Origin of the sequence: Bacillus sp. KH172YL63 (assembly GCF_011398925.1) — a bacterium.
GTDB lineage: Bacteria > Bacillota > Bacilli > Bacillales > Bacillaceae_B > Rossellomorea.
This window is the reverse complement of the sequence record NZ_AP022842.1, coordinates 1854350-1877736: the sequence shown is the minus strand read 5'-3', so window position 1 is coordinate 1877736 and position 23387 is coordinate 1854350. Positions and strand designations below refer to the sequence as shown.

General features: G+C 43.1%; 29 protein-coding genes. 6 read left to right on the top strand and 23 right to left on the bottom strand.

What is annotated here, in order from left to right; translation table 11 throughout:
- Positions 1-524: 524 nt before the first annotated feature.
- The 12 genes from KH172YL63_RS09335 to KH172YL63_RS09280 all read right to left on the bottom strand — a co-directional run bounded on the left by KH172YL63_RS09335 (position 525) and on the right by KH172YL63_RS09280 (position 10306).
- On the bottom strand, positions 525-704 hold the full coding sequence (locus tag KH172YL63_RS09335) for a hypothetical protein (protein ID WP_173105846.1): 180 nt from the start codon (positions 702-704) through the stop codon (positions 525-527).
- An 825-nt stretch (positions 705-1529) separates the two neighbouring features.
- On the bottom strand, positions 1530-2057 hold the full coding sequence (locus KH172YL63_RS09330) for a histidine phosphatase family protein (protein WP_173108114.1): 528 nt from the start codon (positions 2055-2057) through the stop codon (positions 1530-1532).
- A 105-nt stretch (positions 2058-2162) separates the two neighbouring features.
- On the bottom strand, positions 2163-2348 hold the full coding sequence (locus tag KH172YL63_RS09325; RefSeq protein WP_173105845.1) for a hypothetical protein: 186 nt from the start codon (positions 2346-2348) through the stop codon (positions 2163-2165).
- A gap of 103 nt (positions 2349-2451) precedes the next feature.
- Positions 2452-3627 carry a TraB/GumN family protein gene (locus KH172YL63_RS09320; RefSeq protein WP_173105844.1) on the bottom strand — a complete coding sequence of 392 codons (1176 nt, stop codon included), beginning with the start codon at positions 3625-3627 and terminating at the stop codon, positions 2452-2454.
- A gap of 640 nt (positions 3628-4267) precedes the next feature.
- On the bottom strand, positions 4268-5434 hold the full coding sequence (locus KH172YL63_RS09315; RefSeq protein ID WP_173105843.1) for an IS256 family transposase: 1167 nt from the start codon (positions 5432-5434) through the stop codon (positions 4268-4270).
- Between the two features lie 169 nt (positions 5435-5603).
- Positions 5604-6866, bottom strand: a complete 1263-nt coding sequence (locus tag KH172YL63_RS09310) for an MDR family MFS transporter (RefSeq protein WP_173105842.1) — start codon at positions 6864-6866, stop codon at positions 5604-5606.
- Positions 6867-6900: 34 nt separating this feature from the next.
- Positions 6901-7176 carry a helix-turn-helix domain-containing protein gene (locus KH172YL63_RS09305; RefSeq protein ID WP_173105841.1) on the bottom strand — a complete coding sequence of 92 codons (276 nt, stop codon included), beginning with the start codon at positions 7174-7176 and terminating at the stop codon, positions 6901-6903.
- Positions 7177-7388: 212 nt separating this feature from the next.
- A complete protein-coding gene (locus KH172YL63_RS09300) occupies positions 7389-7616 on the bottom strand; it encodes a hypothetical protein (protein WP_173105840.1) in 228 nt (75 codons plus the stop codon).
- 469 nt (positions 7617-8085) lie between these two features.
- Positions 8086-8565, bottom strand: a complete 480-nt coding sequence (locus KH172YL63_RS09295) for a GNAT family N-acetyltransferase (RefSeq protein ID WP_173105839.1) — start codon at positions 8563-8565, stop codon at positions 8086-8088.
- A gap of 28 nt (positions 8566-8593) precedes the next feature.
- Positions 8594-9106, bottom strand: coding sequence for a GrpB family protein (locus KH172YL63_RS09290; RefSeq protein WP_173105838.1), 513 nt, complete (start codon positions 9104-9106; stop codon positions 8594-8596).
- Positions 9107-9143: 37 nt separating this feature from the next.
- Positions 9144-9809, bottom strand: coding sequence for an HAD family hydrolase (locus KH172YL63_RS09285; RefSeq protein ID WP_173105837.1), 666 nt, complete (start codon positions 9807-9809; stop codon positions 9144-9146).
- Positions 9806-10306 carry an NUDIX hydrolase gene (locus tag KH172YL63_RS09280; RefSeq protein WP_173105836.1) on the bottom strand — a complete coding sequence of 167 codons (501 nt, stop codon included), beginning with the start codon at positions 10304-10306 and terminating at the stop codon, positions 9806-9808. Before KH172YL63_RS09280 ends, KH172YL63_RS09285 begins: the two co-directional genes overlap by 4 nt.
- Positions 10307-10402: 96 nt before the next feature.
- On the opposite strand from KH172YL63_RS09280, the gene KH172YL63_RS09275 reads away from it, so the two are divergent.
- Both KH172YL63_RS09275 and KH172YL63_RS09270 read left to right on the top strand, forming a co-directional pair.
- Positions 10403-10585 (top strand): DUF1272 domain-containing protein, encoded by a 183-nt coding sequence (locus KH172YL63_RS09275; protein ID WP_173105835.1) that lies wholly within the window; start codon positions 10403-10405, stop codon positions 10583-10585.
- A 13-nt stretch (positions 10586-10598) separates the two neighbouring features.
- A complete protein-coding gene (locus tag KH172YL63_RS09270) occupies positions 10599-11120 on the top strand; it encodes a cysteine hydrolase family protein (RefSeq protein ID WP_173105834.1) in 522 nt (173 codons plus the stop codon).
- A gap of 53 nt (positions 11121-11173) precedes the next feature.
- On the opposite strand, the gene KH172YL63_RS09265 is transcribed toward KH172YL63_RS09270, so the two are convergent.
- From KH172YL63_RS09265 to KH172YL63_RS09255, 3 genes are all read right to left on the bottom strand, one after another.
- The gene (locus tag KH172YL63_RS09265; RefSeq protein ID WP_173105833.1) at positions 11174-11626 is read right to left on the bottom strand and encodes an NUDIX domain-containing protein; all 453 of its coding nucleotides are present in this window, start codon (positions 11624-11626) and stop codon (positions 11174-11176) included.
- A gap of 80 nt (positions 11627-11706) precedes the next feature.
- A complete protein-coding gene (locus KH172YL63_RS09260; RefSeq protein WP_173105832.1) occupies positions 11707-12069 on the bottom strand; it encodes a VOC family protein in 363 nt (120 codons plus the stop codon).
- A gap of 130 nt (positions 12070-12199) precedes the next feature.
- Positions 12200-12910 (bottom strand): polysaccharide deacetylase family protein, encoded by a 711-nt coding sequence (locus tag KH172YL63_RS09255; RefSeq protein WP_173105831.1) that lies wholly within the window; start codon positions 12908-12910, stop codon positions 12200-12202.
- A gap of 170 nt (positions 12911-13080) precedes the next feature.
- On the opposite strand from KH172YL63_RS09255, the gene KH172YL63_RS09250 reads away from it, so the two are divergent.
- Both KH172YL63_RS09250 and KH172YL63_RS09245 read left to right on the top strand, forming a co-directional pair.
- Positions 13081-14490, top strand: a complete 1410-nt coding sequence (locus KH172YL63_RS09250) for a vWA domain-containing protein (protein ID WP_173105830.1) — start codon at positions 13081-13083, stop codon at positions 14488-14490.
- 253 nt (positions 14491-14743) lie between these two features.
- Positions 14744-15238, top strand: a complete 495-nt coding sequence (locus KH172YL63_RS09245; RefSeq protein WP_173105829.1) for a sigma-70 family RNA polymerase sigma factor — start codon at positions 14744-14746, stop codon at positions 15236-15238.
- A 59-nt stretch (positions 15239-15297) separates the two neighbouring features.
- On the opposite strand, the gene KH172YL63_RS09240 is transcribed toward KH172YL63_RS09245, so the two are convergent.
- The 3 genes from KH172YL63_RS09240 to KH172YL63_RS09230 all read right to left on the bottom strand — a co-directional run bounded on the left by KH172YL63_RS09240 (position 15298) and on the right by KH172YL63_RS09230 (position 17805).
- On the bottom strand, positions 15298-16041 hold the full coding sequence (locus KH172YL63_RS09240; protein WP_173105828.1) for an ABC transporter permease: 744 nt from the start codon (positions 16039-16041) through the stop codon (positions 15298-15300).
- Positions 16042-16057: 16 nt separating this feature from the next.
- Positions 16058-16969, bottom strand: a complete 912-nt coding sequence (locus tag KH172YL63_RS09235; RefSeq protein WP_173105827.1) for an ABC transporter ATP-binding protein — start codon at positions 16967-16969, stop codon at positions 16058-16060.
- 188 nt (positions 16970-17157) lie between these two features.
- Positions 17158-17805 (bottom strand): pentapeptide repeat-containing protein, encoded by a 648-nt coding sequence (locus KH172YL63_RS09230; protein ID WP_173105826.1) that lies wholly within the window; start codon positions 17803-17805, stop codon positions 17158-17160.
- Positions 17806-17955: 150 nt separating this feature from the next.
- On the opposite strand from KH172YL63_RS09230, the gene KH172YL63_RS09225 reads away from it, so the two are divergent.
- Complete coding sequence (locus tag KH172YL63_RS09225) at positions 17956-18462, top strand: GNAT family N-acetyltransferase (protein ID WP_173105825.1); 507 nt, start codon at positions 17956-17958, stop codon at positions 18460-18462.
- A gap of 111 nt (positions 18463-18573) precedes the next feature.
- On the opposite strand, the gene KH172YL63_RS09220 is transcribed toward KH172YL63_RS09225, so the two are convergent.
- From KH172YL63_RS09220 to KH172YL63_RS09200, 5 genes are all read right to left on the bottom strand, one after another.
- Complete coding sequence (locus tag KH172YL63_RS09220; protein WP_232066161.1) at positions 18574-19095, bottom strand: NUDIX domain-containing protein; 522 nt, start codon at positions 19093-19095, stop codon at positions 18574-18576.
- Between the two features lie 169 nt (positions 19096-19264).
- A complete protein-coding gene (locus KH172YL63_RS09215) occupies positions 19265-19615 on the bottom strand; it encodes a VOC family protein (protein WP_173105824.1) in 351 nt (116 codons plus the stop codon).
- 39 nt (positions 19616-19654) lie between these two features.
- A complete protein-coding gene (locus tag KH172YL63_RS09210; protein ID WP_173105823.1) occupies positions 19655-20686 on the bottom strand; it encodes an aldo/keto reductase in 1032 nt (343 codons plus the stop codon).
- Positions 20687-20808: 122 nt separating this feature from the next.
- Positions 20809-21195 (bottom strand): VOC family protein, encoded by a 387-nt coding sequence (locus KH172YL63_RS09205; protein WP_173105822.1) that lies wholly within the window; start codon positions 21193-21195, stop codon positions 20809-20811.
- A 63-nt stretch (positions 21196-21258) separates the two neighbouring features.
- Positions 21259-22359, bottom strand: a complete 1101-nt coding sequence (locus tag KH172YL63_RS09200) for a citrate synthase/methylcitrate synthase (RefSeq protein WP_173105821.1) — start codon at positions 22357-22359, stop codon at positions 21259-21261.
- A 112-nt stretch (positions 22360-22471) separates the two neighbouring features.
- Between KH172YL63_RS09200 and KH172YL63_RS09195 the strand changes: the two genes are divergently transcribed.
- Entirely contained in the window at positions 22472-23350 is an 879-nt protein-coding gene (locus KH172YL63_RS09195; protein WP_173105820.1) for a LysR family transcriptional regulator, read from the top strand.
- The last annotated feature ends 37 nt before the right edge of the window (positions 23351-23387 follow it).

Genomic DNA, 23387 nt, shown 5'->3' with positions numbered 1-23387 from the left:
ACCGTTACCTCTAAATGGAAAGCTCTTTTCAGATTGTCTGTGAGTCTCTCAGTTACCATGAGCCAGGTCGTGGCACTCTCTTGATTGTTCAGTCCTTCCCGGCTTCCTCGAGAAAAGCCGGTACTATGACCTCGGCTGACTTCTGGCGGTTCAGCGGAGAATCACTTCTCCGGTTACCAAGTGTTCAAGGCGTATCCGCCAGATCTCCCCGGGTAAGAGTGTAATCTTTCCCTCCATCTATCCGCCTCATTTACTTTCTGCACCTTCGACAGTTCGGACTTCATCTTGTATTGCAGACTCATCCAGTGCAACAAGCCTTATATGAGATTCGTGTTCCTCGGACCGGAGGTTTGCCGCCCGCTTCCTTCAGATTCCAGGTCACCCCGGACACCCTTGCGTTAAGCTAACCGCTACAACTGTCTTCACGGCTCGGGACTCTCACCCTATAGATTACACCCATGCCGGGCGCACAATAAAAAAGACCGGAGAATTCCTTCTCCAGGTCTTTATGTTTGGCATATATATTAGCTTATTTTGTTCAAAAGTTTTTCTGAGTGCTGTGCGCCCATCTCTGCCACTAAATCGAGTAATTCTGCTTTGGTTGCTTCATCTAGGCCTTTATAAATAAGGAAAGCTTGTGTTGCATCAGAAGTAATCAACTTTCGGTATAACTTTGATATCCTTTTACTCCTGTGGGTGTCCATTAGATCCTCCTCTATAAATCCTTTCTGCTATTATAATAAATATAGGCTTGTTTTTTCAATATATTCTTTAAAAATTATGGTTGTTTTGTAAACATTGTTGCTTATAAACAGTCAGATGCGGTTGATTTCCGCTCCAGATGCTCGCTTTCCGCGGGGATGGCGGTGAGCCTCCTCGGACTTCGTCCTGCGGGGTCTCACCTGTCCATCAGTTCCCGCAGGAGTCGAGCATCTTCCGCTCCAATCAACCATCGAAGATAAAAACCATATTCACTGGATTAATTCATCTTCTGAATAGTAATGATCAACGTCATTTAAGTACATTGCCTTTGATTCATTGCTATAAAAGTTTTTTATTACGCTATCTCAAGGTACCAATGATCTTCCCATTAACGTCTAATAATAACAACAATATATGCTAATAAAGCCACATTTATTTATTTTACAAAATCATTCAATGATGTAACGCCATAAGATGGGTCAACCCTGGTGGGGAAAATAATTTTCTTAGACCTTTACACGTTGGTGATTATCCATAAGATAATTCAGGTGATAATGTTCCAAGCTCTAGTGCTTCGAGAATAATTTCCTCAGAAAAGCCTGTGTACTGAGAAAGCATTTGGATTGTGATTTTCTGAGATTTGCGAGAAGCCTGCATTCTGGCAACATATGTTTGATACAAAACAATTGAATACTTGTCGTGTATATTGAACAACGCTTTCCACAGCTCCTATTATCTTCCCCCCACAGGGTTGCGGGTAAAGGCTAATAACTATATACCCAACCTGCATCCTTGAAAACGCCTCAGGGACATTTTTCCTAAAAAAATCATTTAAAGCGGTACGTCTTAAACTCACCATTGTTCGATGAGTACTGGAGGATGTTCAGATCTGTTGGAATTCCTTTGAAATAGGCACCAATCCCCCCTGTTGTACAACGGTGTCCTGATATCAGGATATTTACATCCTTGGAGGCTAAACTCCCTTGAAGCTCATCCATAAATGAAAAGATCCGCCCCATGAAGTCCTCCTTATTTTCTATTCCTTCATAGACGGATTGATCAGGAAGGTATCCAGACATTTTCACTTCAGTCTTCAACAGTCCATCCGCCTCACCTAAATCAAATACATCCAATCGCTCATCCACTTTCACCTCTTTGCCTGAGATGATTTCTGCCGTTTGCACCGCTCTTTCCTGAGGGGAAGAAAAGACGTAATCGAAATGAATGTCACATAACGCCTCTTTTGCATTCTGAGCCTGAATCATGCCAGCTTCATTTAACGGACGGCCCCTCCTGCCCTGCAGCCTGCCTTCTTGATTCAAATCGGTCTGTCCATGCCTGATTACATATATCATGTTGTGTATCCTTTCTATTAGAAGATGAAGGGTGTAGGTCTTATCAGTCTCTGAAACAATCAAGTGATGTTCTGAAGGCATAAAAGAGACCTCTCCTGCCACTCATTATGTACGCTTTTTTCTTTCCATGAAAAATGCAAGATAGGCAGCACCTGCAAATCCAACCAACCCGAATATCCCCGCGATGATTCCCTGTACTGAATTTTTCATGAAGGTGAATCCTGTCAATAGACTTAAGCCTACAATAAAAAACAATAACCAATGGGCGTTCCTGCCAAGAAATCGCTTCAATGCCATTCTCCTTCCATTTCATCTTTGCATCTATACTTTAACATAATATACCAATAACAATGAAAAAATAAGCCATCCAGAAGGACGGCTTATTTAAGACTTTTTATAAATTTTCAATGAATAAACGCACGACGTCGGCTCCACCGATGACCGTCCCAAGCGTACTGCCCAGGTTGGCAAGCACCACAATGAGGAGGATCCGGGTCACTTTGTTCCGCCAAAATCCTTTGACGCTTAATACGTCTTCCGGGAGAGAATCAAAATCCCCTACATTAGGCCTGCGGAAATAAGCTTGAACGAATCCTGCAAACCAGCCTGCTGCAAGCAACGGGTTCAAAGACGTGAATGGGGCTGCTACAAAAGCAGTCAAAATTGCTAATGGGTGACCTAACCCAATGGCCACGCCCAGGGCAGAAAAGCCACCGTTCCATAAAATCCAGCTGATTCCCTGTTGAATACCTGCATCCGGATTGGAGAAGAAGGTATAAGCGATAACAGCAAGAATCATGAAGGGGATCGCCCACCCGATGATCTTCGGCCATGGCGATTTGGCAGGACGGCTATTCAGCTTATCGAGGTCATGGTTCTTATGAATTTCTTTCGTAATCCCCGGCACGTGGGCTGCACCAAGGACGGCAACGATCTTCTCTCCCGGTGCATCCTTGATTTTTTGTGCGAGGTATTGATCCCGCTCATCGATTAACGGTGTCTTTAATTTAGGGAACACCTGTGTGAATTCATTCAGCATGGAATCAAGCATATCCTGAGATTTGATTTTTTCGAGCTCTTCTTCGGAAATGGTCTCATTGCTGAATATGCTGTAAACGATTTGAGTCAGAAGCTTTGCTTTGCCGCTGAATCCGACAGAGCTCCAAATCCGTGAAAATGTAATTTGGATATTGCGGTCGGCAAGAACCAGCTTCGCTCCTGTTTCTTCTGCCGACTGGATTCCCTGAATCATTTCCTGACCTGGCTTGATACCGAACTGCTTCGCCATCCTCCGTTGAAATGAGCCGATGGCAAGGTTCATCAGGAGCAATGTCGCTTTTTTATCTTTGATTACCTGGAAGATGTCTGTATCTCTCCATTTGTCTCCTTCGACGATCGATTGATACCTCGGTTCATCGAGCTCCACACACACCGTGTCCGGCTTCTCCGCTTCGATCACTTCCTTGACCTGCTCTGCGCTTTGACGGGAAACGTGGGCCGTTCCGATCAGGATGTATTCTTTCCCATCCATATGTATTCTCGTAATATTTCTTTCATTTTCTAATGTCATATGTGTACCTTCCTTTAACTCCGCTGACTTTACAAATTTGCATCTACTTCATTATGATAAACTAGTTTTGGCAAAATTTAAATAAATTCTCATCAGTTTGATGAAAGTTAGTAGAGGGAATGAACTTTATGCAGGGAGGCGGGTTTCTGCTTATTGAATTTTTTGGGCGGAGGTTTCTTTGGGAAGGGTCGGCAGGTGCTTTCGGTGTAGGGGATATGCGTTCGCCGTTATATTTGATATTTAGCCGTTATATCAGGGATTTCGCCGTTAAAATGAAAATTTCGCCGTTATATCAGGGATTTCGCCGTTAAAATGAAAATTTCGCCGTTATATCAGGGATTTCGCCGTTAAAATGAAAATTTCGCCGTTATATCAGGGATTTCGCCGTTAAAATGAAAATTTCGCCGTTAAACTTAATATTTCGCCGATAAGTACCCCTCACCACCTCTAGCTGAATGCCCTCTCACCTTATACTATAAAAAGTCTCTTCCATTATACTTCAATCTACTCATTTCACATGTTCCAACTAGTCAAGTCCACTTTATTGTGTAAATTCAAATACATGTCTTCAACCAATATTAGTGATTGTTCTTTTGGGGTCCTCCAGCTAGCTGGAGGACCCCAAAAGAACATTGAAAACTCAATAGAGATATTTTCTGTTTCCTGGATCCATGGCTTTTTCCTGCTCCATCAGAACTGCTCCAATTAGTCGAAAGGCTGATTGCGTGTTTGGAAAGATTCTGATCACACGTTCGCGTCTTCGTATTTCAGAATTTAATCTCTCCAAATTATTTGTGGTTCTTAGTTTTTGATGATATTCCTGAGGCTCATTCATGAACTGAATCGCGTCTTCAAATCCATCATCTAAAACCTTTATAACCTTTTGATAAGAACTTCGTCCTTCGAATAGGGTAATGAATCCATCTTTGATTTCTCTAGCTTCTTGTGGAGTAGAGGCATCAAAGATTTTTTTGATGATTTGTTTGGCTTCACGAGAGTCTTTTTTAGGCATTACATCAATCATATTTTTTTTGAAGTGAAAGGTGCAGCGTTGCCAACTTGCCCCAATAAAAGATTCTCGAATAGCGCTTTTCAAGCCCTCATGCGCATCAGAGATTATCATTTGAGGTGATTGAAACCCTCTGGATTTTAAATGGTCGAAGAATTGAATCCAACCAGATTTGGACTCTGCATGATTCACGCTGAGGCCAATAATTTCTCTCTTATTCTTTTCATTGATTCCAATCGCAATATAGACCGCCTTGGATACAACTCGTTGATGTTCTCTCACCTTAATGTACATAGCGTCAACGTAAACATATTTGTAGTACATGACATTAAGAGGGCGTGTTGCCCACTCGTTTACAATCGGATCTAATTTTTTGGTAATGTTAGAAACCATTGACTTAGATACACTTTCACCACAAAGTTGTTCCATTACCTTAGTAACTTTTCGAGTAGAAACGCCATTGACCACCATTTCCATCATTGAAAGCACCAGTGCCTGATCTACACGCTTGTATTTTTCAAATAATGAAGTGGAGAATACCCCGTTCCTTGTACGAGGAACGGTTAAAGTAAGCTTGCCGATTGAAATGACAAAATCACGATTGTAGTAGCCATTTCGGTAGTCTAAACGTTCGTCAGTTCTTTCATAAGCCTTGGCGTTTAAGTAGTCATTACGTTCTTTTTCCATGAACTCATTAAGCACTAAGACGAGGGAAGATTTAACAAGGGTATCTAGATCAGAGTTAGCTACCTGGTCTTTTAATTCTTCGATATTTAAAGTAAGATTAAGTTGGGTCATTTTAATTCCTCCATATACAGATTTTCTTGGTCGAAAACATTGTATCATGGGAATTAAAATGGCCCTTTTTTATTTACACAATTATATAGACTTAATCTTCCAACTTTCAAATTCAAAGCATTTTGCAAAATAAACAAGGCAGCCTTCCAACAGAAAGGCTGCCCGCTCGTTATACTGCTTTCATATGCGCTTTCAATTCGGCTCCTTCTTTCCGGATGTCGAGTTCCGGGGCGATCATTTTCAGGATCAGTGTTCCGGCAAGTCCGATGGAGAGGATCATGACGGCCATGACGCCTGTAGGGAGAATGGCTCCCAAGGTGACTGTAAGGGAGGCGATCAGCATGGAAAGGTTGAATTTCAATCCATTGAATGCCATATAAGAACTTCGCGCATCATCGGGTGGGATCGCCGCCATATATGACTGCTCGACCGGTACGCGGAAAACTTCTGCAACGGTGAGGAGCGCCATCATCATAACCAGGATGAATAAATGATTTGAGTAGGCGAGTGTCGCATACCCCAGCGTAAAGAAGAAACAGCTCCACACCAGGATGGTTTTGTCTTGCAATGAATGGGGGATCCTTGTGATGAACAGCATGAGGATCACGACTAATATCGTATTTTCACTTCTTAATATCCCCATTGTCTGTACGCCGTCAATTGTCCACATCAGGAACTGCTGTGATGGCAAATCCTCGCTGAGCCGGATACCGATGTAATTGGTTAATTGAAATTCCATGGAAAGGATCAATACACCGGCAATGGTAAAGAAGACGAATAATTTGTCGTGCATCACTTTTCCGTAGTTGGATAGCAGCTGCGCGACATGTTGTGCAGGAGACAATTCTTTTTTATCCGGTGCATAGCTTTCATCTATGAAGAAAGCTACCAGTGTGGCTGTCACTCCAGATGCGATGCTCAGTGCAAGGAACAGCTCGAACAGATAGTCCTTGAAGAGGAAGGCACCGATGATCCCTCCGATGGCAATGGAAAGATTGTTTGCCCAATACATGATTGAGTACATCAGTTTTCTTTCAGGTGGGCTGCTCACATCAATCATCATCGCCTGATTTGCAGGTCCTGCAAGGCCCCAGCATATACTGTTGATCGTCATCATGGCAAACGTAATCGAAGCTGATTGAAACCACGGCGAGTTACAGATCATCATCGTGACGAATGCTAGAAACCGGAGCGTTTCTGCAAATAGCATGATTTTTTTGCGGCCAAATTGATCGGCGAAATACCCTCCCAGAAAGTTTATCCCGATCCCGACAAATACATTGATCAATAAAAGCAGCCCCGCCACCTTCGCCCCAAAATGAACCGCTAAATAGATCGACATGAACGGAAAAATCATGCTTCCGATAAATCTGCTCATGAATGTTTCAATGATCCGTATTTTAATATTTTTATGAAAATCTCTGAATCTCATACATTTCCCCCTCTCTGTCTATCAGACATGCTCTTCAGTCATCCAGCAGTTTTGTCAGTAAAGTGATGTGTACCCCGAGCGCCTTAAATATGGCACGACATGTGAAATCACTTACTTTCCCTTTTCCACCTTCAAGTCTTTTCACTGTTTGGGCACATACTTTTGCTTTCTGGGCAAGATCCTCCTGCGTCAACCGGGACTTCACCCGTAATATGTAAACAATTTCCCCTATATGTAATTCATCACGACGGGAACCTGGCCTCACTAAACATTGATTAATGGAGTTACAAAGTTTCATCAGGTCACTCATATGCTGATCCCTCCAACAATTGGCAAAATGGTATTCACTAAATATAAAGAAATTTCTACATATTAGCAAGAGGATATTCATCCTTTTCTAATGAAAGTGTACCTTTTTCCAAATAGCCGGTCATGAACCACCCGGCTGAGACATATTAAGACTTTTGGCTGACAATAAAAAAAAGCACCTGTTAAGATGCTTTACAAACTTTCTTCTTATTGTTATAGCGCTAAGAATAAATCCCATTTTAATGAATAATATACAGTACTGATTCCGACGCCCACCACGATGAAACCAATCATATTCTCGATTACCTTTTCCGGCAGCTTAATAAATTTAAGCACTGTATAAATGAATGTGGTCAAAGAAAGCGTAGCCAGTGAAACAATTGCAATGTTGATCGCAACTGTCTTGACTGGTTCTGTAAATAAGTCACTAAGTTCAAACAAGTTGGACCCTCCTGATGATTCATTTCTCTCACATATTGTTGTATATGTAGTAACAAGGTGTCTATTATACTAAAAAAACGAATCTTTTCATAGAGGGGAGGGATAAACCCACTCATCCAATATATGCAAAAATGCCTATAAGAATATTATCATACAAATGGTAGCGCATTCTCTCTCTTTCAAGTAGAAATCTCAATATTTTCATAGCTCGACGGATATTCATCATTTCCCATTGAATGGTATTATATACCCAACTTTTAATGAGCGAGGTAATATTATGGAATATCATTTAGGTGATAAAGTCCTATACGATGAAGAAGAATACGTTGTGTTTTGGATTTACGAAAGTGGGTTTATTGAGATTACGTCTGATATACTGAATAACTGTAAATTGGTTCATTATTCTGAAGTCATTGTGGTAAGGGAATAAATTTCTAAAATCATAAGAAACACTGCAGAGTAGGGTACTTCACACGAGATCCTTCACCAGCACGATTTCATCCCGTATCGGAATGCCGCCAAAACCTTTCAATGGGATTTTAGGCTTGATCTTTCTCGCTTTCTCAACAGCACCCACATATACCCCGGCAAGTCTGAAACCACGCTTCTGATAAAATCCCAGCGGATGTAAATTATCGTTTGTTGTGATGAGCTTCAGCCTTTTACACTGTTGTGTGTAAGCGAGACTTTCCACCTTTCTGATCAATGATGTGCCTATTCCCTTTCCTTCTTGAAGGCTGTCTAATGAGATGATTTCACATTCGTCACGTTTCAGAGCATATGTGACCAAGCCGATGATCGCCGAATGTTCGTCGAGGACGGCGAACCCTGACAGTGTCGTGCAGTCATAGGTTCCCGTTGACACGACAATCACAGGACTCCCCCAATGTGTTTCGAAAAATATTTTCAATTGTTGCGGGGGTATGGACTCAAGCTTTTCTACATTCATACTGTTCTCCATCCTGTTCTTATCCGATTCATTTATTCATCGCCCGATGGAGCGTTTCCATGATGAAAGGTTCTTTTTCCTTCGTATAGCGGGGACGGTCGAATTGGTACAATGTTGCCAAGTTTCTTTTCAACCTGGCATATTGTTCTGCAGACTCAGGAAATTCCCTTAAGTAATCACGAAACAGAAGCTTTTCGTGCCACTCACTCCCTCCGAACTGACATATATGCAGGTGACATGTGCCTGATCGCCACCCGCCTTTTCGGAAAAATCTGCGATTGATTAACTCCGGCTTATGTATATACGTGTATTCAATATTTCCCAAAGGTTCGATCAAGGAATCCACTTCGCCGAGATTCTTCACACCTACCATGATATCTATGATGGGCTTGGCGTCCATCCCTTCCACAGACGTGCTTCCGATGTGTTCAATTCCTTTGAGGGAGCGACCCAGTGCGCTCACAATATTGTTTTTTTCCTGATGATATTGGGTTTGCCATTTGGGATCGTATGGAACGAGTTGAACAGTTGGATTAGCCACTTGAACACTTCCTTTAGTCAATATTCCTGTTTACTGCCTATTTCAGAGATTTGATATAGCCGGGCAATTCAAGTAAATCATCGATCACTGCATCGGCATTGGCCGGTTGCTTCCAACCGTGGTCCTTTTTCCACAGGCCTTTCATACCTGCCTGCTGGGCTCCTTCTACATCGTTATGCGGATGATCACCGAGAAAGATACACTCGCCGGGCTCAACGTTCAGCCGGTCCACCATTTTTTCAAAAATGGCTGGGTCAGGCTTTCTCAGCCCTTCCCATTCTGAAATAAGAATTTCATCAAAATATGTATGAAGCTCAAGGGCGACTATATTATCCATTTGAAATTGTCCGAATCCATTGGTGATCATCCCGAGCTTCAGGTTAGCCCCCTTCAGTTCATTCAGCATTTGATGCATGTTGGGGAAAGGAACGCAGCTGTGCTTGAATTCCTTAAGATAATCTTCAAGCATGTTCTCCCATGTTACATCGGGAATATTGAATTCTTCGATAAGCTGCCGATAAACTTTGTCTTTCCATACATATCCCCGCTGATCTAATTGGATAAATCTTTCCCTGTAAGAGCTTTCAGGAATATGCCCCAACTGATCCTTCAATCTCTTATGTTGCGCTGAAATAAATGTCTTCACTGATTCGTCCCGGTTTAACAGCGTCCCGTCCAGATCAAATATCGCCGCCTTGATCATAAAGAATCCCCTCCTTTGCACGCCAGCGACAGAATTTCCTGATACAGTCCGTTCCATGATGGATAATAATCCCCTATACTTCCGGGTTCAATCCAGCACCTGCTGTCTGATTCATACTGGGCTCCAAATAGATGGATGGTCTCAACTTCCATTTTATAAAATACCTGATAGCCCACTTTGGGATACGGACTCTCTTCATTCCAGTAAGGATTGTCGTGATGATCCACTGTAATAGTCCCCAGTAGATTTGAAGGTCCTGAAACATACCCCTCCTCCATTGCCTCCCTGTTTAAGCAGTCTTTCGGGGATTCACCGGTTTCTATATGTCCTCCGGGAAAATCCCATCCTCTTTTGTGCAGATTCACAAGCAGGATCTTCCCCTTATGGAAACAGAAGCCGTGCACGCTGGTGATCCTGTTAACGTCGGGGAGGTGAGGACCCTGCTCCCAAGTCAGTTTCACCCTCGATTTCCCCCATGTTGCATATGTGGATGTCATCAGGTTTCCTCCTTTGGTTATCACATTTCTTCTCTTTCACTATCTTAACTTATGTTAGAATATAATGGAAATAGTGTGAAAGAAAGGGAGATACATATGGGACTGGAAATGAAAACAAACTGTGAGGCATGCTATAAATCCTTGCATGAAGATGCGTATATTTGCGTTCATGAATGCAGTTTTTGTGAAAAATGCACGGAGAAATATGACTTCATCTGTCCAAACTGCAGCGGGGAATTAGTCAGAAGACCGAAGCCTCCTAGTGGAATGGAACATTAAGGGGGAATGGTCAATGAAAGAAGCATTGTTGGTGATTGACGTTCAGAATGGCATGTTCTCCTCCGCCTCTCCCGTCCACGGGGGTGAAGTCCTGTTGCAACATATTAATGGAGCAGTTAAGTATGCGAAGACAAATGAAATTCCGATCATTTACATCAGGCATAATGGAAAGAAAGGAAGCCCACTGGAGAAAGGCACAGAGGGATGGCGGTTTCATGAAAGGATCGCACCGGGTACCGGTGCTCTTGTGGTAGAGAAGAAGACGCCCGACAGCTTTTACCGGACAGGGCTTCATCAGGTGTTGAAAGAGAAGCAGATCGAGCATCTGATTGTGGCAGGGATTCAGACTGAAGCCTGTGTTGATACAACGTGCAGGGCGGCTTTCAGCTTGGATTACAAAGTTACTTTGCTTTCCGATGCCCACTCAACGTTTGATAAACAAGGCATTTCCGCCGAACAGATCATTTCCCACCACAATGAAGTGCTCCGCTGGTTTGCTGATACCGTCCCTACTGGAGAGTGGATCCTCCGGTAGCACATCCTGCTCTGTCCAGTGATTCACTACTGACAGAGCGGTTCCTGCAGCATTTAGTTCATATCCCCCAAATACACCGGCGCATCTTTTCCTATGAGATGCGGAATAATTTTTTTAGGATAGATCCTGAATTGCACAAGACTCTGCAGATCAAGCCATTCCGTTCCGACCTGATGGCTATCAGGGATGCTAGGTGGTTGAGGGGTGTCCTGTTCTCCCGTAATAGTTGTCCGGAAGTAAAACTCCATCTGATGGAGCCCGGAATCAAACGAAGCATGCTCATGGTTTTTCCCTATGTATTCCCGGATATGAATCAGTTCCCCGACTTCCACCGTGCACCCGGTTTCTTCCATGCATTCCCTAATCAAGGCATCATGGAGCGTTTCCCCATGTTCCTGTCCGCCACCCGGGAAAAGGTAGAAATCCCCCTCCTCATCCCTGTTTTTTGTTAGCAGCAGTTTATCTCCTTTGATGATGATGGCTTTTGCTGAATTTCTGATTGACATCGTATCGTACTCCTTCTCTTTCTTTTACAACTTCACCTCTTTAGGTCTTCGCAGTGTAATCGCCGATTTCCCACGATTGATCACTGACAAACCATCAACATATTCCCGTCAGGATCTTTAAAGACAAAGAATTGATCATTCACAATTTCTGTTTCTAATTCTACTCCGTGTTCCTTCATGAATTGATAGGCGGCATGGATATCGTCAGTAGCAAATTGGACGGCTGGGAAATTGAGCCTTGGAAGACGTCCATTTTCATCTCTCCACATCGGCATTGTATCTAGGATCATCCCCGTCCCTTCCATATCCGCAACAAATAGATGATCGAAGTGCTCCTCTCCACCAGGTAGCCCCAACATGTTGCTGTACCATTCTTTTGCCATTGAGATATCATGAACCGGGATAAAAACACCACTTATCTTATTTCGTATTGGGCTTTTCATCTTTCAACCTCCAATTCTCTGTATCTACCAATTGGTAATATTCAACACTTTTAGGATGGATACCTCTATTAAAATCAAATTTTGACCATGTGCATATCAATCTCCAGGAAGGGAAGAGGTCCGTCCCTCACTAATTTTCTCCTGCCCTTTGCAGAAGCTCGTTCACTGTTACGAATGTGTAGCCTTCTTTGGATAGGGCTGATAGGATTTCGTCCAGCACTTTTATTTCTTGGCCGCTTTTATCATACATGGGATGTAATAGCAGGATGGAGCCCGGCTTCGCTTTTTGTTTTACAATTGAAACCTTCTCGTCGGTATCGGATGATACGCTATCAGGTTCGATGCTCCACATGATGGTCCTTTTCCCCTGCATATGGAGCGCCCATGGTAGACCGATGAGCTTTTTCCCAAAAGGAGGACGGAAATGGATTTCACCTTGATACCCCGCTTTCTTGATCAATTCATCTGTCCTTTCAATTTCTTTCCTGTAAATATGGCTGGATTTAAAGATCATCCGTTCATGTGAATAAGAGTGATTTCCAATCTGATGCCCGGCCTCTATCAGTTTTTTCATTTCATCAGGATGTTTTTCAATTTCATTCCCGACGAGAAAGAATGTCGCCTGAGCTCCATAATCATTCAAAGTTGCTATGATTTCATCAGTATTTTCGGTAGGTCCATCATCAAACGTGATGGCTATTATTTTTTCATTGGTTTCAACTTCAGCAGTTAAAGAACCGAACAATTGGAAGGTCCTTGCATTCATCCATTTATAAGTGCCCGCTGCCAGTAAAATCAACACACATATCCCGACAGCTGACCATTTCATTGATTTTTTCATGTTATTCCCCTATCTTTTTTATGTATAGTAACGGATCTTAGAAAAAAATCCATCATCATTCTATCTTCTGAACGAGGGTTAATTCCTTCCTGTTTTTGGGTAAACGGAAGATGTGGTTTTGAAAATATTGTAAACGATGATAACCCATTTACATAAGGAGGCATTCGAAATTGAAAAAAATTTTATACTTTCCCCTACTGTTTACATTAGCATTCTTTGTCCTCAACGGCTGTTCACCTGACCCCTCTTCTTCCACGGAGAAAAGGGTTGATGCTGAACCAAAGGTCAATCATCAGGAGCAAGCGATTCCTGCAGCACCTGAAACCTTGGAAGGCATGCTTGATCAAAAACCCGGAAATCTCGTGAACAAACATTTAGATCCTGAACTGGAAGTCATCAATGGCTTTCATATTGACCGCTATCGTACATATATGGATGAAACATTTTATCCTATTATTGAAAAAGAACTGGCAAGATTCTTTAAGGAACACCCAGACTTAAGCAATGATGAAATCTATGACTACCTTGTCTATCAGTTGGCTTCTGGTCAATATGCCGAATATAATGACAAACTATTGTCATTTGACCACGGATACGAAATGCCCGAATTGCCGGAAAGTAAGGAAGAAGTCCTGGCAGAGAGAAATATGAAAACGAACATTGTGATTCTCCTTGATTCAAGCGGCAGCATGAAACAAGAAGTAAACGGCGGTATCAAGATGGAACTGGCAAAACAAAGCATCAGGAAGTTCACTGAAAACCTTAATCAAGACTCACATTTATCCTTGATTGCATATGGTCATAAAGGTACTGGAAGTGAAGAAGACAAAGAAAAATCTTGCAAGGCCATTGAAACCGTTTATCCTTTAGATTCCCTGGATCACGGACGTTTTTCAAAAGCCATGGATTCATTCCAGGCAAGCGGCTGGACTCCCCTCTCGGCTGCAATTGATAAAGCCGGTGAAATCTTATCAACCTACCCAAAAGAGAAATTTCATAACAAAGTGTTCATCGTAAGTGATGGCATTGAAACGTGTGACGGAGATCCAATCAAAGCAGTTTCAAAGCTAAGAAATCACCAAATAGACGCAACAGTGAACATCATCGGTTTTGATGTTGATGATGAAGGTCAACAGCAACTGAAGGAAATAGCTGAAGCCGGCGGCGGTGAATATGACACTGTAAAAGATAAACAGGAATTAGAAAAGGTTGTCAGTGAAAAATGGAGGCCAAGCAGATTGCAGATCATGACCACACATGGTGTGAGTCTCCCTGACTATGCAAAACAATACGAAGAGCTTGTTAACATTAAAAATGCTCTATTCTATTCCTCACTGAGGGAGGAACAGCGCATCAAGCATGCTGTAAATGAGCTATACGCCAAACGCATCATCGATTCCGGGCAACGAACTATCCTGATAGAAAAAACAGAGGAAATGCACCGAGTGAGAAATGAATACATCAATGAGACGTATGACAAGAAAGAGCAGGAAGCCAAACTGGCAAAAGAAGAAATCGAAGCCAAAGTCGATGCATGGAAAAAGAAATGGTCGGATGTCCTGGATGCAGAAGGTTTATGAGTTAAACAATCTTTTTGTTACAGAGGGCATTCCTTGTCAATTACTACATTCATAAACATTCATTATTAATTATTGTATCATTTGTGTTTATCATACAATTTCATTCATGCAAAAGCATCATTCCCTTATATTTACTTTGCTCTTTCCATACATCAAACATGCCCTTCCCTCCTTTGTGCGCTGACTGAATCCCCTGTACGGTAGGAATACCCGGGAACACAATGAGTTGGCGCGTCAATCAGAAGGAATTGGCATGGATAATTTCGAAGAACTGAAATCCCAGTACGACTTGATGATCCATAAATTGATCCACACCCTGCATATCTACAAAAACAAGAGTGAATATTACCAGACTGGTCTCATTGCTTTATGGGAGGCCAGGGAAAACTTTGATTCAGAAAAAGGTGCGTTTCCTTCGTATGCCTATTCCTTCATCAGGGGACGGATTCTGTCTCAGTTGTCAACTGAGAATCGTAATGAAGAACGAATCATGTTTAAAGAAGCGTCATTTTTCGAGGTGATAGAGGATGAAAGTGGAAATGATCAGCTTGCATATGATCTGGTCTTATCCTACTGCGCTGACCTGACAGCCAATCAAAAGAAGTGGGTGCTGTATACATGTGTGCATATGCTGACAATCTCTGAGATTGCAGAGGCTGAGAATGTATCGGTTTCAGCTGTGAAGAAATGGAGGAAAGGAGCGAGGGACCGGATAAAAGAGACGTTGATCATAGAAGAGGAATCATGAACAAAGAAAAGCTCAAAACCTTACCTGTTTTGAGCTTTTCTGATGCACAGGTGTGCGTATCAACTTTTTGAAAATCGGAGAAAACGGGGATACCCCGCATATGCTATCAATGCCCCACCGATACCGGCACCCAGTAGAATGAGGATATTCCATCCGATGTCGGCGGTCGTCCCGTTTCTTAAAAGGATTTCTTTATAGCCTTCTATCGCCCAGTATTGAGGGAGAAGTTTGCTGATGGATTGAATGAGGTCCGGCATATATTCTACAGGAATCCACAACCCTCCGAGCATGGCTCCGCCGAGAGCGATGATCTGTGTCATGGCGATGCCCATATTCTCGGTTTTCACAAGAACAGACAGCGCCATCCCCCAGCCGGTTACGATAAATGCCAGGGATAGTGACAGTATCATCAATGAGAGCGGGTCTCCTAAAGGAAGATCGTAGACAATTACCCCGAATCCGAACAACACTGTAATCTGGATCAGCACAATCAATAAGAACGGTATCCATTTCCCTATGAAATAATCAGCAAGCGGCAGGGGGGTGCTGGCGATACGGGCAACCATCCCCCGATCCCGATCCTTCACAAAACCGATCACCATGGAAATCATAATATAAAAAGTGAACATAATCGTGTATCCGGGGATGATCTGTGTGACAACATCCTTGTGGCTTGTCGTTTCATCACCGGAATAAATCGATACGAATGCAATAATGAATACGATGGGTAAGATGAACGTCCAAAACCATAACCCTTTGTCTTGCAAATTCTTTTTCAATTCCGTCTTTGCAATGGCCCACATATTTTTCCCTCCCCTTCTATGAATCTCTTAATTGGGTTCCTGTCAGGTTGAAGAATACTTCTTCCAGCCTTGGATGGTATAATTCCAATCGTTTAGGATCAATCTTTAAAGCACGCAACTCTTCAATCAGAACCTGAAGTGTCTGTAATGGTTCCTCACTGTCCACGATAAATCCACTGCCCTTCGCTTCAACGTGGCCATGCTTGGAAAGCAAGTTTTCGTCGATCCCCTCACCTGATATAAATAGAGAAGGCTCATTATATTTTTGAAGCAGGTCATTCATCGTCCCCCATTCAACAAGCGTCCCTTTATCGATGAGCCCGATGCTGTCACAGAGATGCTCGACTTCTTCCATATAATGACTGGAATATATAATCGTGCTGCCCTTTGCTTTCAATTGATTGATAATGGAGAAAATTGAATTCCTTGATTGGGGGTCAATACCGACTGTAGGTTCATCCATGATGACGATTGAGGGATCATGAAGCAGCGCGCACCCAATATTCAACCTCCTCTTCATCCCACCGGAAAAAGTGTTGACCTTATCCTTGCCCCGGTCTTTCAAGCCAATCTGCGCCAACACTTCACCTGCACGTTGATCGAGCAGCTTCCCTTTCAATCCGTACAACCTCCCAAAGTATAGAAGATTATCTTTGGCAGAGAGTGTTTCTTCCAGACAAATATCCTGCGGTATGTAGCCAATCATCTTCTTCACTTTCTTACGATTCCCGGTCACCGACTGCCCGTTTACCAGAATATCTCCTTCAAAATCCTGCAGGATGCCTGATAAGATTTTCATCAACGTCGACTTTCCTGCCCCATTTGGTCCAACGAGGCCGAAGCAGCTGCCTTTTTGGACAGTCAGTTCAACTCCCCCGAGAGCCTGGATCGCATCATACCGCTTTCTAACATTACACACTTCAATCATTTAGAACACTCCTTTCATTAAATAGTGCCACTTCCTGATGTTACTTCGTATACAATTGAGAAGGCAGAAAAGATTCAACTCATTCATTCCCACTTTTAACACACAAACATGATAATAAAAAGCATAATGGCAAACCATCGTTACTATCCTTATGCCTTTCCCTCCCATACTATTTCGAAATCTTACGTTTAATCTGACACTTCCAAACCTAATAACTTCGCAAATCCGATCGCCTGCTCAGGTGAGACCCTGCATCCAGGTAAATGTTCAAGGGATACATTTATCCGGGAAAACGTACACGTACTGACATCAATCCCCTTTAAACTTGTACTGGTAAAATCAACGTCATGGATATCGCACTGATCATACCCGACCTTCACCAATTTCACCCCGGAGAAATTGGCATTCTGTAATGATGTATCGCTGAATAATACCTGTTTCAACCGGGCGTCTGCAAAATCACTCATGTTTGACAGACATCCAACGAAGCGTACATTCCCCAAAGTGGCTTCAGAAAAATCAGCTCCGATCAGTTTACACCCATCAAATGTCACCCTGTGAATGATTCCTTCTGAAAAGGTGACATTTGAAAAGTCACAGTTCTCAAATACGACATCTGTCATATCAATATGCGGGAAGGAAGAACCGATGAATGAAACATGTTTAAACCTCATCTTTGTTAAAAGCAGTGAATCAATGTGTATGTGCTCCATACGTGTTTGCTCGATTTTGCCGTTTGACAGGATAGGGTCCTCATCAGTGTTGACAGCGCTGAGGTCAGCAGATGGCAAATCGGACGGAATCTTTGGCACTTCAATTTTGAAAGTTTTCGACATGGTTACTCCTCTTTCTTGGTCAATATCTATGGAACTACTATACCACTTAGAACGGATGAGAGGGCTTGAAGGGGGATAAATACTTGAAAGATTCATACTGTCGCAAATTCATTTTTACAGGTAAAATGGTAAAAGAAACGGGGTGCAACCATGAAAATTGCAGAAACGGAAAGACTCATGCTCAGATGGGTCGAAACGGATGATGCCGGATTTATTCTGACATTATTAAATGAACCAGGCTGGCTAAAATATATCGGTGATAAAGGCATCAGGACACTTGAAGATGCAGAGAAATATATTCTCAATGGTCCGAAGGCCATGTACCAGCGTGAAGGATTCGGACTTTTCCTCGTGGAACGAAAAGTGGATTACGTTCCCATCGGGCTGTGCGGACTAATCAAGCGGGATGGACTAGAAGATGTCGATATCGGCTTCGCGTTCCTGGAAGCCCGTCAATCTCAAGGTTTTGCCTATGAAGCGGCTCTTGCTGTGATCTCATTCTCCAAAGACAAAGGATTGAACAGACTGGTTGCGATTACGACAAAAGATAACACCGCTTCCTCAAACCTTCTCGAAAAACTCGGAATGAAGCACGAAGGGTATGTGGTACTACCACATGATTGTGAAGAGTTGAAGAAGTACGGGATGGACTTATAAAAATAGAATTCTTTACAGATTTCCCCTTCCAACTTGTTGATTCCTCATCACACATAAACATCCTCATGGTGATTCGACACAAACAGGCTGAATCACCATGAGGATGTTCTGTTAGCTTGAAAACGTTTGTTTCTGCTTCTGTTGTAATTCCCTCAAAACAAAATTCTCCCGGATGAGCCATTGGTTATGATCGTACTCGCTCATCAGCTCTTCATTTGCACGGATGGCTTCCTCCACCGGAACCCATTTCGCCTCCATATTCAGCTCTGTTTCATACTTCTCCAACTGTTGGGGTATCCGCTCGTTGTCCAGTAATTGACAGAGAAAGTAATGGGAATTCATTTCGAATAATATTTCCGGGTCATATACATCCCTGTGCCTCTGCGTGACCATCCCAAAGGGCTCTCCTACGCTGCAGTGTACATACCCCGTCTCTTCAATCACTTCCCTTACCAGCGCCGCTGCAAGCGTCTCACCTGCTTCGACCCCGCCACCGGGGAATTTATAGTCTCCCCTGTTGGTATGCATGAGGAGGATTGTATCATCCCGGAGAATGACGGCTCTTACTGCAGTCCTTACTTTCTTTTCACGCTCACCATTTATTTCACTTAACCCTATTACGGTTTTAAACATAACGTTCGCTCCCTGATCATTCATTAGCGTTTCTGAGCTACATCTCCGGTCACAGCTCCTGAATTTCTTCATCAAATTGACCCATATCGAATGCAAGAAATGACGGTTGACTTCCTTCTCCATCCCGCCCGATAAAAGCCATGTAACAACAATCCCTGTTTTACCACGATCATTTATTCTCAATCAATCCAAATCCCACTCCTGTTGGATCTACAAGATACGCTAGGTAAAAATGATCAAACTCCATTTTTTCCCGCACGACCATCGCTCCGTTGTCTATGGCCGCCGTGATGGCCTCATCGATTGAATCCACCTCAATTTGAATACGCGTTCCGTGAGGGTGGTCACCCGGTCCTTTGCTGATTCCCCCGCTTACTCCTTCACCGGTATTGACTCTCCAATAGTCCCATTGAGGCGGTGCCACATCCCAACCAAACACGTTTGAATAAAAAGCAACGGCCTTTTCCGGTTCCTGGCTCGATAACTCAAACCCTACTACCCTTCCGTTAATTGAATTCATTACACTTCCCCCCAATTTTTCTGCAATCCTATTTTTCTCTCAAACATTAATACCTTTCAACACTTCAAGATTTTCTTTTATATGTTTCACTTGCTTCATTCCAACCATCGTTGAAAGCACCTCTTCGGTTGAGATGATCTTTTTCAATAGATGTTTGACGGAACCTTCACCGGTTAGCTTCCCTAACTCGAACGGGGCACTGGTTGTAGAGTATAACCCTGCTTCTTTTGCCGCTTCCACTACCGTCATCCATTTATTTTTCATCTTTTGGTTGTTAAAAGTAACAGCTTCGTTTCTTATACTGTTTAGGGGAAATTGAAGAAAGCGAAAATGATGATCCTCCCCTGCAACCGATTTAGCCCGCTTCACGGCTTCTTGGATTGAAATGTATCCCTTGTCATCAGGGGGTGCAATCAGACCTCTCCATGTGGCCAAACCATAGTGACGAATATTGCCCCGTTTCACCTGATTCTCCAACATGGCGAATAACTCTTCCAATTGACCATAAAATATTTCTTCCGGAAGCATCATTTTCGAGATTTCAGGGTTATGAATATAGTAAATATCAATGGTGGAGAGCTGCAGGTGCTGCCTGCTCTGTTCTATCGCAAATTGATAGTAGCGTGGAGACATGACATGCTTCACATTTCCGACTACATTCAGATCCGATTCAGAAAGGATATTTCCCTCCAACAGTACTTGCTGTAGATAGGCTGCCGGAACAAGATTTTGTAAAACATCACCTGGGATCAATCCGCCTTTTGTGGATATAATCACTTCGTCACGCTGAAGCAACCCTTTCTCTTCTATAAGACTGTTTAATACGTACCCTACGTCCCTTTCAGAACGCATCCCCCGGTAATTGATGGCCGTATCGATGAAATTAAGACCATGAATCAGTCCATATTCCATTCCCTGTCTATATAACCCTGAATCTGTTTCGTTCATTTCCCCCAGGTGAGTACCGATTCCGATTGGAGCAGCCATAAAATAGGGTGTTCGTCGACCAGACAATCCATTTCTCCCGATAATATTCCTTGTCCCTTTAAAAGTGGCATATCCTTCTATCATCAGCTACCACCCCCTATATCAATATAATGGAAAATACAACCATATAACAGACTGAATTTTCGAATGATTTCATGGTATAATGAGGTGAAAAGCCGAAGATGATCATCATCTTCGGCTTTTTTCTATTTAACCCTTACGTTTTCCATCACCGCAAAATAATTTCCTTCGCTGTCTGCAAAGTTAAATACTTTACCCCCAGGCATGTCTACCATCTCCCCTACGGTGATGTGTTCAGCATGCAGGCGGGAGTGAAGCGCCTCAAGGTTGTCGGAAAACATCATAAGCGAGGGGGTACCGAGGTTTAATTCCGGCTCCAATTGCGAAATCAGTTCTTTGTCATGAAGAACAATCGTTGTTTCTGCTTTTTCCGACGGAGCGATTTCAATCCATCTCATCCCCTGATTGCTCACTTCTCTCACAACGGCAAACCCGAGTTTGTCCCGCCAGAACGCCACCGCTTTGTCCTGGTCTTTTACATATAACATGATTTGCCCTACTTTACTGATCATGCTGAATCACTCCCTTGCCAATATGGTTTTATTATAGCACTTCAGAAGATAGCGCTTACATCATTACTCTTTAAATGCACTTTTTCTTTGTTGTCCCACATATTCTGATTGAGGTCTGTATATCGTATTATCCTCAGCCTGTTCTAGCACATGGGCAGTCCACCCGACGATCCGGCTTGCGGTGAAGGTCGGTGTAAAGAGTGAGGTTTCAAGCTGAATGGACTTCATGATGGCTGCTGCATAAAATTCTACATTCGTGTAAAGAGATCTTCCTGGTTTGAATTCCTTTAACAATTCAATACCTGTCTCCTCTACAATCAAGGCTAAATCAAGGGATTGATCTCCCCCTATGGACGTCGAGAGCTTGTTTCGGAGTGCCGCTGCCCGCGGATCATGTGTCTTATACACCCGGTGGCCAAAGCCCATCAGCTTCTCCCCTTGAAGAAGTTTTCTTCTCAGGACATGTTCGGCTTGATCCGGGGTACCGATTTCCTCCAGCAGTTCAATGACGGCAGATGGCGCTCCCCCGTGAAGTGGTCCTTTCATTGTTCCGATGGCAGATGTAATCGCTGACACCATGTCTGACTCTGTCGAAGCTGTCACTCTTGCCGAGAATGCAGAGGCATTCATGCCGTGTTCCATCGTCAGAATCATATACGTTTCCAATGCATCAACAACGGTTCTTGAAGGCCGCCTTCCTGTCAGCATGAATAAATAATTTGCAACATGAGACAAATCCGGATCTGGTTCGTCCATATCTGTCCCATTTAACATATGGTACCTGCCGGCAATGATTGCAGGAAGCACCGCCGTCAATCTCACCGCCTGTTCGATGGACGGCTTCCAGTTATAACGCTCATCCCCTTCGGCAGATATGACAGTCCTGATCACGCTCATCATATCCATGTCAGCAGGCAGCGAAGAAAGCACCTTCTCCATAACAGGAGACAGCGATCGAAGGGCCTTCATTTCTCCTGTGATATTTTCCGCTTCACGCTTATCGGGTAAGCGTCCCATCCATATTAAGAACGCAATCTCTTCAAATGACCGATGGATCAAGTCCCCGACCTCAAATCCCCGATAAATGAGCACTCCTTCTTCTCCGTTCACCTCGCTGATCGACGTTTGTGCCGCTACAATTCCTTTCAATCCTTTGCTGAACATCCCTACCATCCCCTTCTTCTTTCCTAAAAATATTGTATAATGATTTTATAATTAAGAATATTAAATGTTTTTAAATACTTCGATTAAGATTTTTAATAAAGGAGGGCGCCCGATGGACCTGAATGTGTTGAAGACTTTTCTCACTGCAGCTGAATTGAACCATTTTGGAAAAGCTGCTGAACGCTTGTATATCTCACAGCCTACGGTGACCGTTCACATCAAAACATTAGAAAAAGAATTGGGAGTCACTTTATTTGAACGTACCGGAAAGAAAATCAAATTAACGGAGGCCGGCAGATCCTATGTAACCCATGCCCGAAAATTACTGGAGATGTATGAGGACGGGCTCACCACACTTCGGTCCTTTCAACAAGGATATACAACAAAGTTGAACATTGCCGTCTCACCGCTCATTGCTGATAATGTGCTGCCTTTTGTATTGAGGAAATATGTAGAAATTCACCCGGAGGTCGAGATCTCGATTGACATCATCGAGTCAGAACAAATTGAAAATGCCGTTCTGTACGAAAAAGCCGATATCGGCCTCTCCTGTCTCCCTTGCTACAGCAAGGAACTCGAAGCGACTGTGTTATACACGGATAAAGTTGTCCTTGTAGCACCCCACGATGGCCGTGATTTCGAATCTGCCTATCCACTGGAAGAAGAAGAACTGCTTGCAGCCTATCATGTATTCACCCATAATCATCCAGCCTACTGGGATGAACTGGCGAGGAACATTCAGCGGGTATATCCTTACAGCAAAATGATGAAAGTCTCACAGACACACATTACAAAACGGTTCATTGCAGAAGGGTTAGGGGTTTCCTATCTACCGGCAGGCACGGTCCGGAGGGAACTGTTAGAAGGAAGATTACTAGAGGTAGAAACTTCTGCTTTCCCTTTGCCGGAAGCAAAAACATTCGCCATCACCAAATATCAGCATCAGGCACAGAAAGGGTTTCTTCGATTTTTGTCTCAGTTTCGCTTATAAAAAATGTGCCCGTCATTCCTGCATGACGGGCACATTT

Bases quoted from the DNA above. Each gene is read 5' to 3' on its own strand.
- KH172YL63_RS09335 (WP_173105846.1), bottom strand. From the start codon at position 704: ATGGACACCCACAGGAGTAAAAGGATATCAAAGTTATACCGAAAGTTG.
- KH172YL63_RS09330 (WP_173108114.1), bottom strand. From the start codon at position 2,057: ATGATATATGTAATCAGGCATGGACAGACCGATTTGAATCAAGAAGGC.
- KH172YL63_RS09320 (WP_173105844.1), bottom strand. From the start codon at position 3,627: ATGACATTAGAAAATGAAAGAAATATTACGAGAATACATATGGATGGG.
- KH172YL63_RS09315 (WP_173105843.1), bottom strand. From the start codon at position 5,434: ATGACCCAACTTAATCTTACTTTAAATATCGAAGAATTAAAAGACCAG.
- KH172YL63_RS09310 (WP_173105842.1), bottom strand. From the start codon at position 6,866: ATGAGATTCAGAGATTTTCATAAAAATATTAAAATACGGATCATTGAA.
- KH172YL63_RS09305 (WP_173105841.1), bottom strand. From the start codon at position 7,176: ATGAGTGACCTGATGAAACTTTGTAACTCCATTAATCAATGTTTAGTG.
- KH172YL63_RS09295 (WP_173105839.1), bottom strand. From the start codon at position 8,565: ATGAATGTAGAAAAGCTTGAGTCCATACCCCCGCAACAATTGAAAATA.
- KH172YL63_RS09285 (WP_173105837.1), bottom strand. From the start codon at position 9,809: ATGATCAAGGCGGCGATATTTGATCTGGACGGGACGCTGTTAAACCGG.
- KH172YL63_RS09280 (WP_173105836.1), bottom strand. From the start codon at position 10,306: ATGACATCCACATATGCAACATGGGGGAAATCGAGGGTGAAACTGACT.
- KH172YL63_RS09275 (WP_173105835.1), top strand. From the start codon at position 10,403: ATGGGACTGGAAATGAAAACAAACTGTGAGGCATGCTATAAATCCTTG.
- KH172YL63_RS09270 (WP_173105834.1), top strand. From the start codon at position 10,599: ATGAAAGAAGCATTGTTGGTGATTGACGTTCAGAATGGCATGTTCTCC.
- KH172YL63_RS09265 (WP_173105833.1), bottom strand. From the start codon at position 11,626: ATGTCAATCAGAAATTCAGCAAAAGCCATCATCATCAAAGGAGATAAA.
- KH172YL63_RS09260 (WP_173105832.1), bottom strand. From the start codon at position 12,069: ATGAAAAGCCCAATACGAAATAAGATAAGTGGTGTTTTTATCCCGGTT.
- KH172YL63_RS09255 (WP_173105831.1), bottom strand. From the start codon at position 12,910: ATGAAAAAATCAATGAAATGGTCAGCTGTCGGGATATGTGTGTTGATT.
- KH172YL63_RS09245 (WP_173105829.1), top strand. From the start codon at position 14,744: ATGGATAATTTCGAAGAACTGAAATCCCAGTACGACTTGATGATCCAT.
- KH172YL63_RS09240 (WP_173105828.1), bottom strand. From the start codon at position 16,041: ATGTGGGCCATTGCAAAGACGGAATTGAAAAAGAATTTGCAAGACAAA.
- KH172YL63_RS09235 (WP_173105827.1), bottom strand. From the start codon at position 16,969: ATGATTGAAGTGTGTAATGTTAGAAAGCGGTATGATGCGATCCAGGCT.
- KH172YL63_RS09230 (WP_173105826.1), bottom strand. From the start codon at position 17,805: ATGTCGAAAACTTTCAAAATTGAAGTGCCAAAGATTCCGTCCGATTTG.
- KH172YL63_RS09225 (WP_173105825.1), top strand. From the start codon at position 17,956: ATGAAAATTGCAGAAACGGAAAGACTCATGCTCAGATGGGTCGAAACG.
- KH172YL63_RS09220 (WP_232066161.1), bottom strand. From the start codon at position 19,095: ATGTTTAAAACCGTAATAGGGTTAAGTGAAATAAATGGTGAGCGTGAA.
- KH172YL63_RS09215 (WP_173105824.1), bottom strand. From the start codon at position 19,615: ATGAATTCAATTAACGGAAGGGTAGTAGGGTTTGAGTTATCGAGCCAG.
- KH172YL63_RS09210 (WP_173105823.1), bottom strand. From the start codon at position 20,686: ATGATAGAAGGATATGCCACTTTTAAAGGGACAAGGAATATTATCGGG.
- KH172YL63_RS09205 (WP_173105822.1), bottom strand. From the start codon at position 21,195: ATGATCAGTAAAGTAGGGCAAATCATGTTATATGTAAAAGACCAGGAC.
- KH172YL63_RS09200 (WP_173105821.1), bottom strand. From the start codon at position 22,359: ATGTTCAGCAAAGGATTGAAAGGAATTGTAGCGGCACAAACGTCGATC.
- KH172YL63_RS09195 (WP_173105820.1), top strand. From the start codon at position 22,472: ATGGACCTGAATGTGTTGAAGACTTTTCTCACTGCAGCTGAATTGAAC.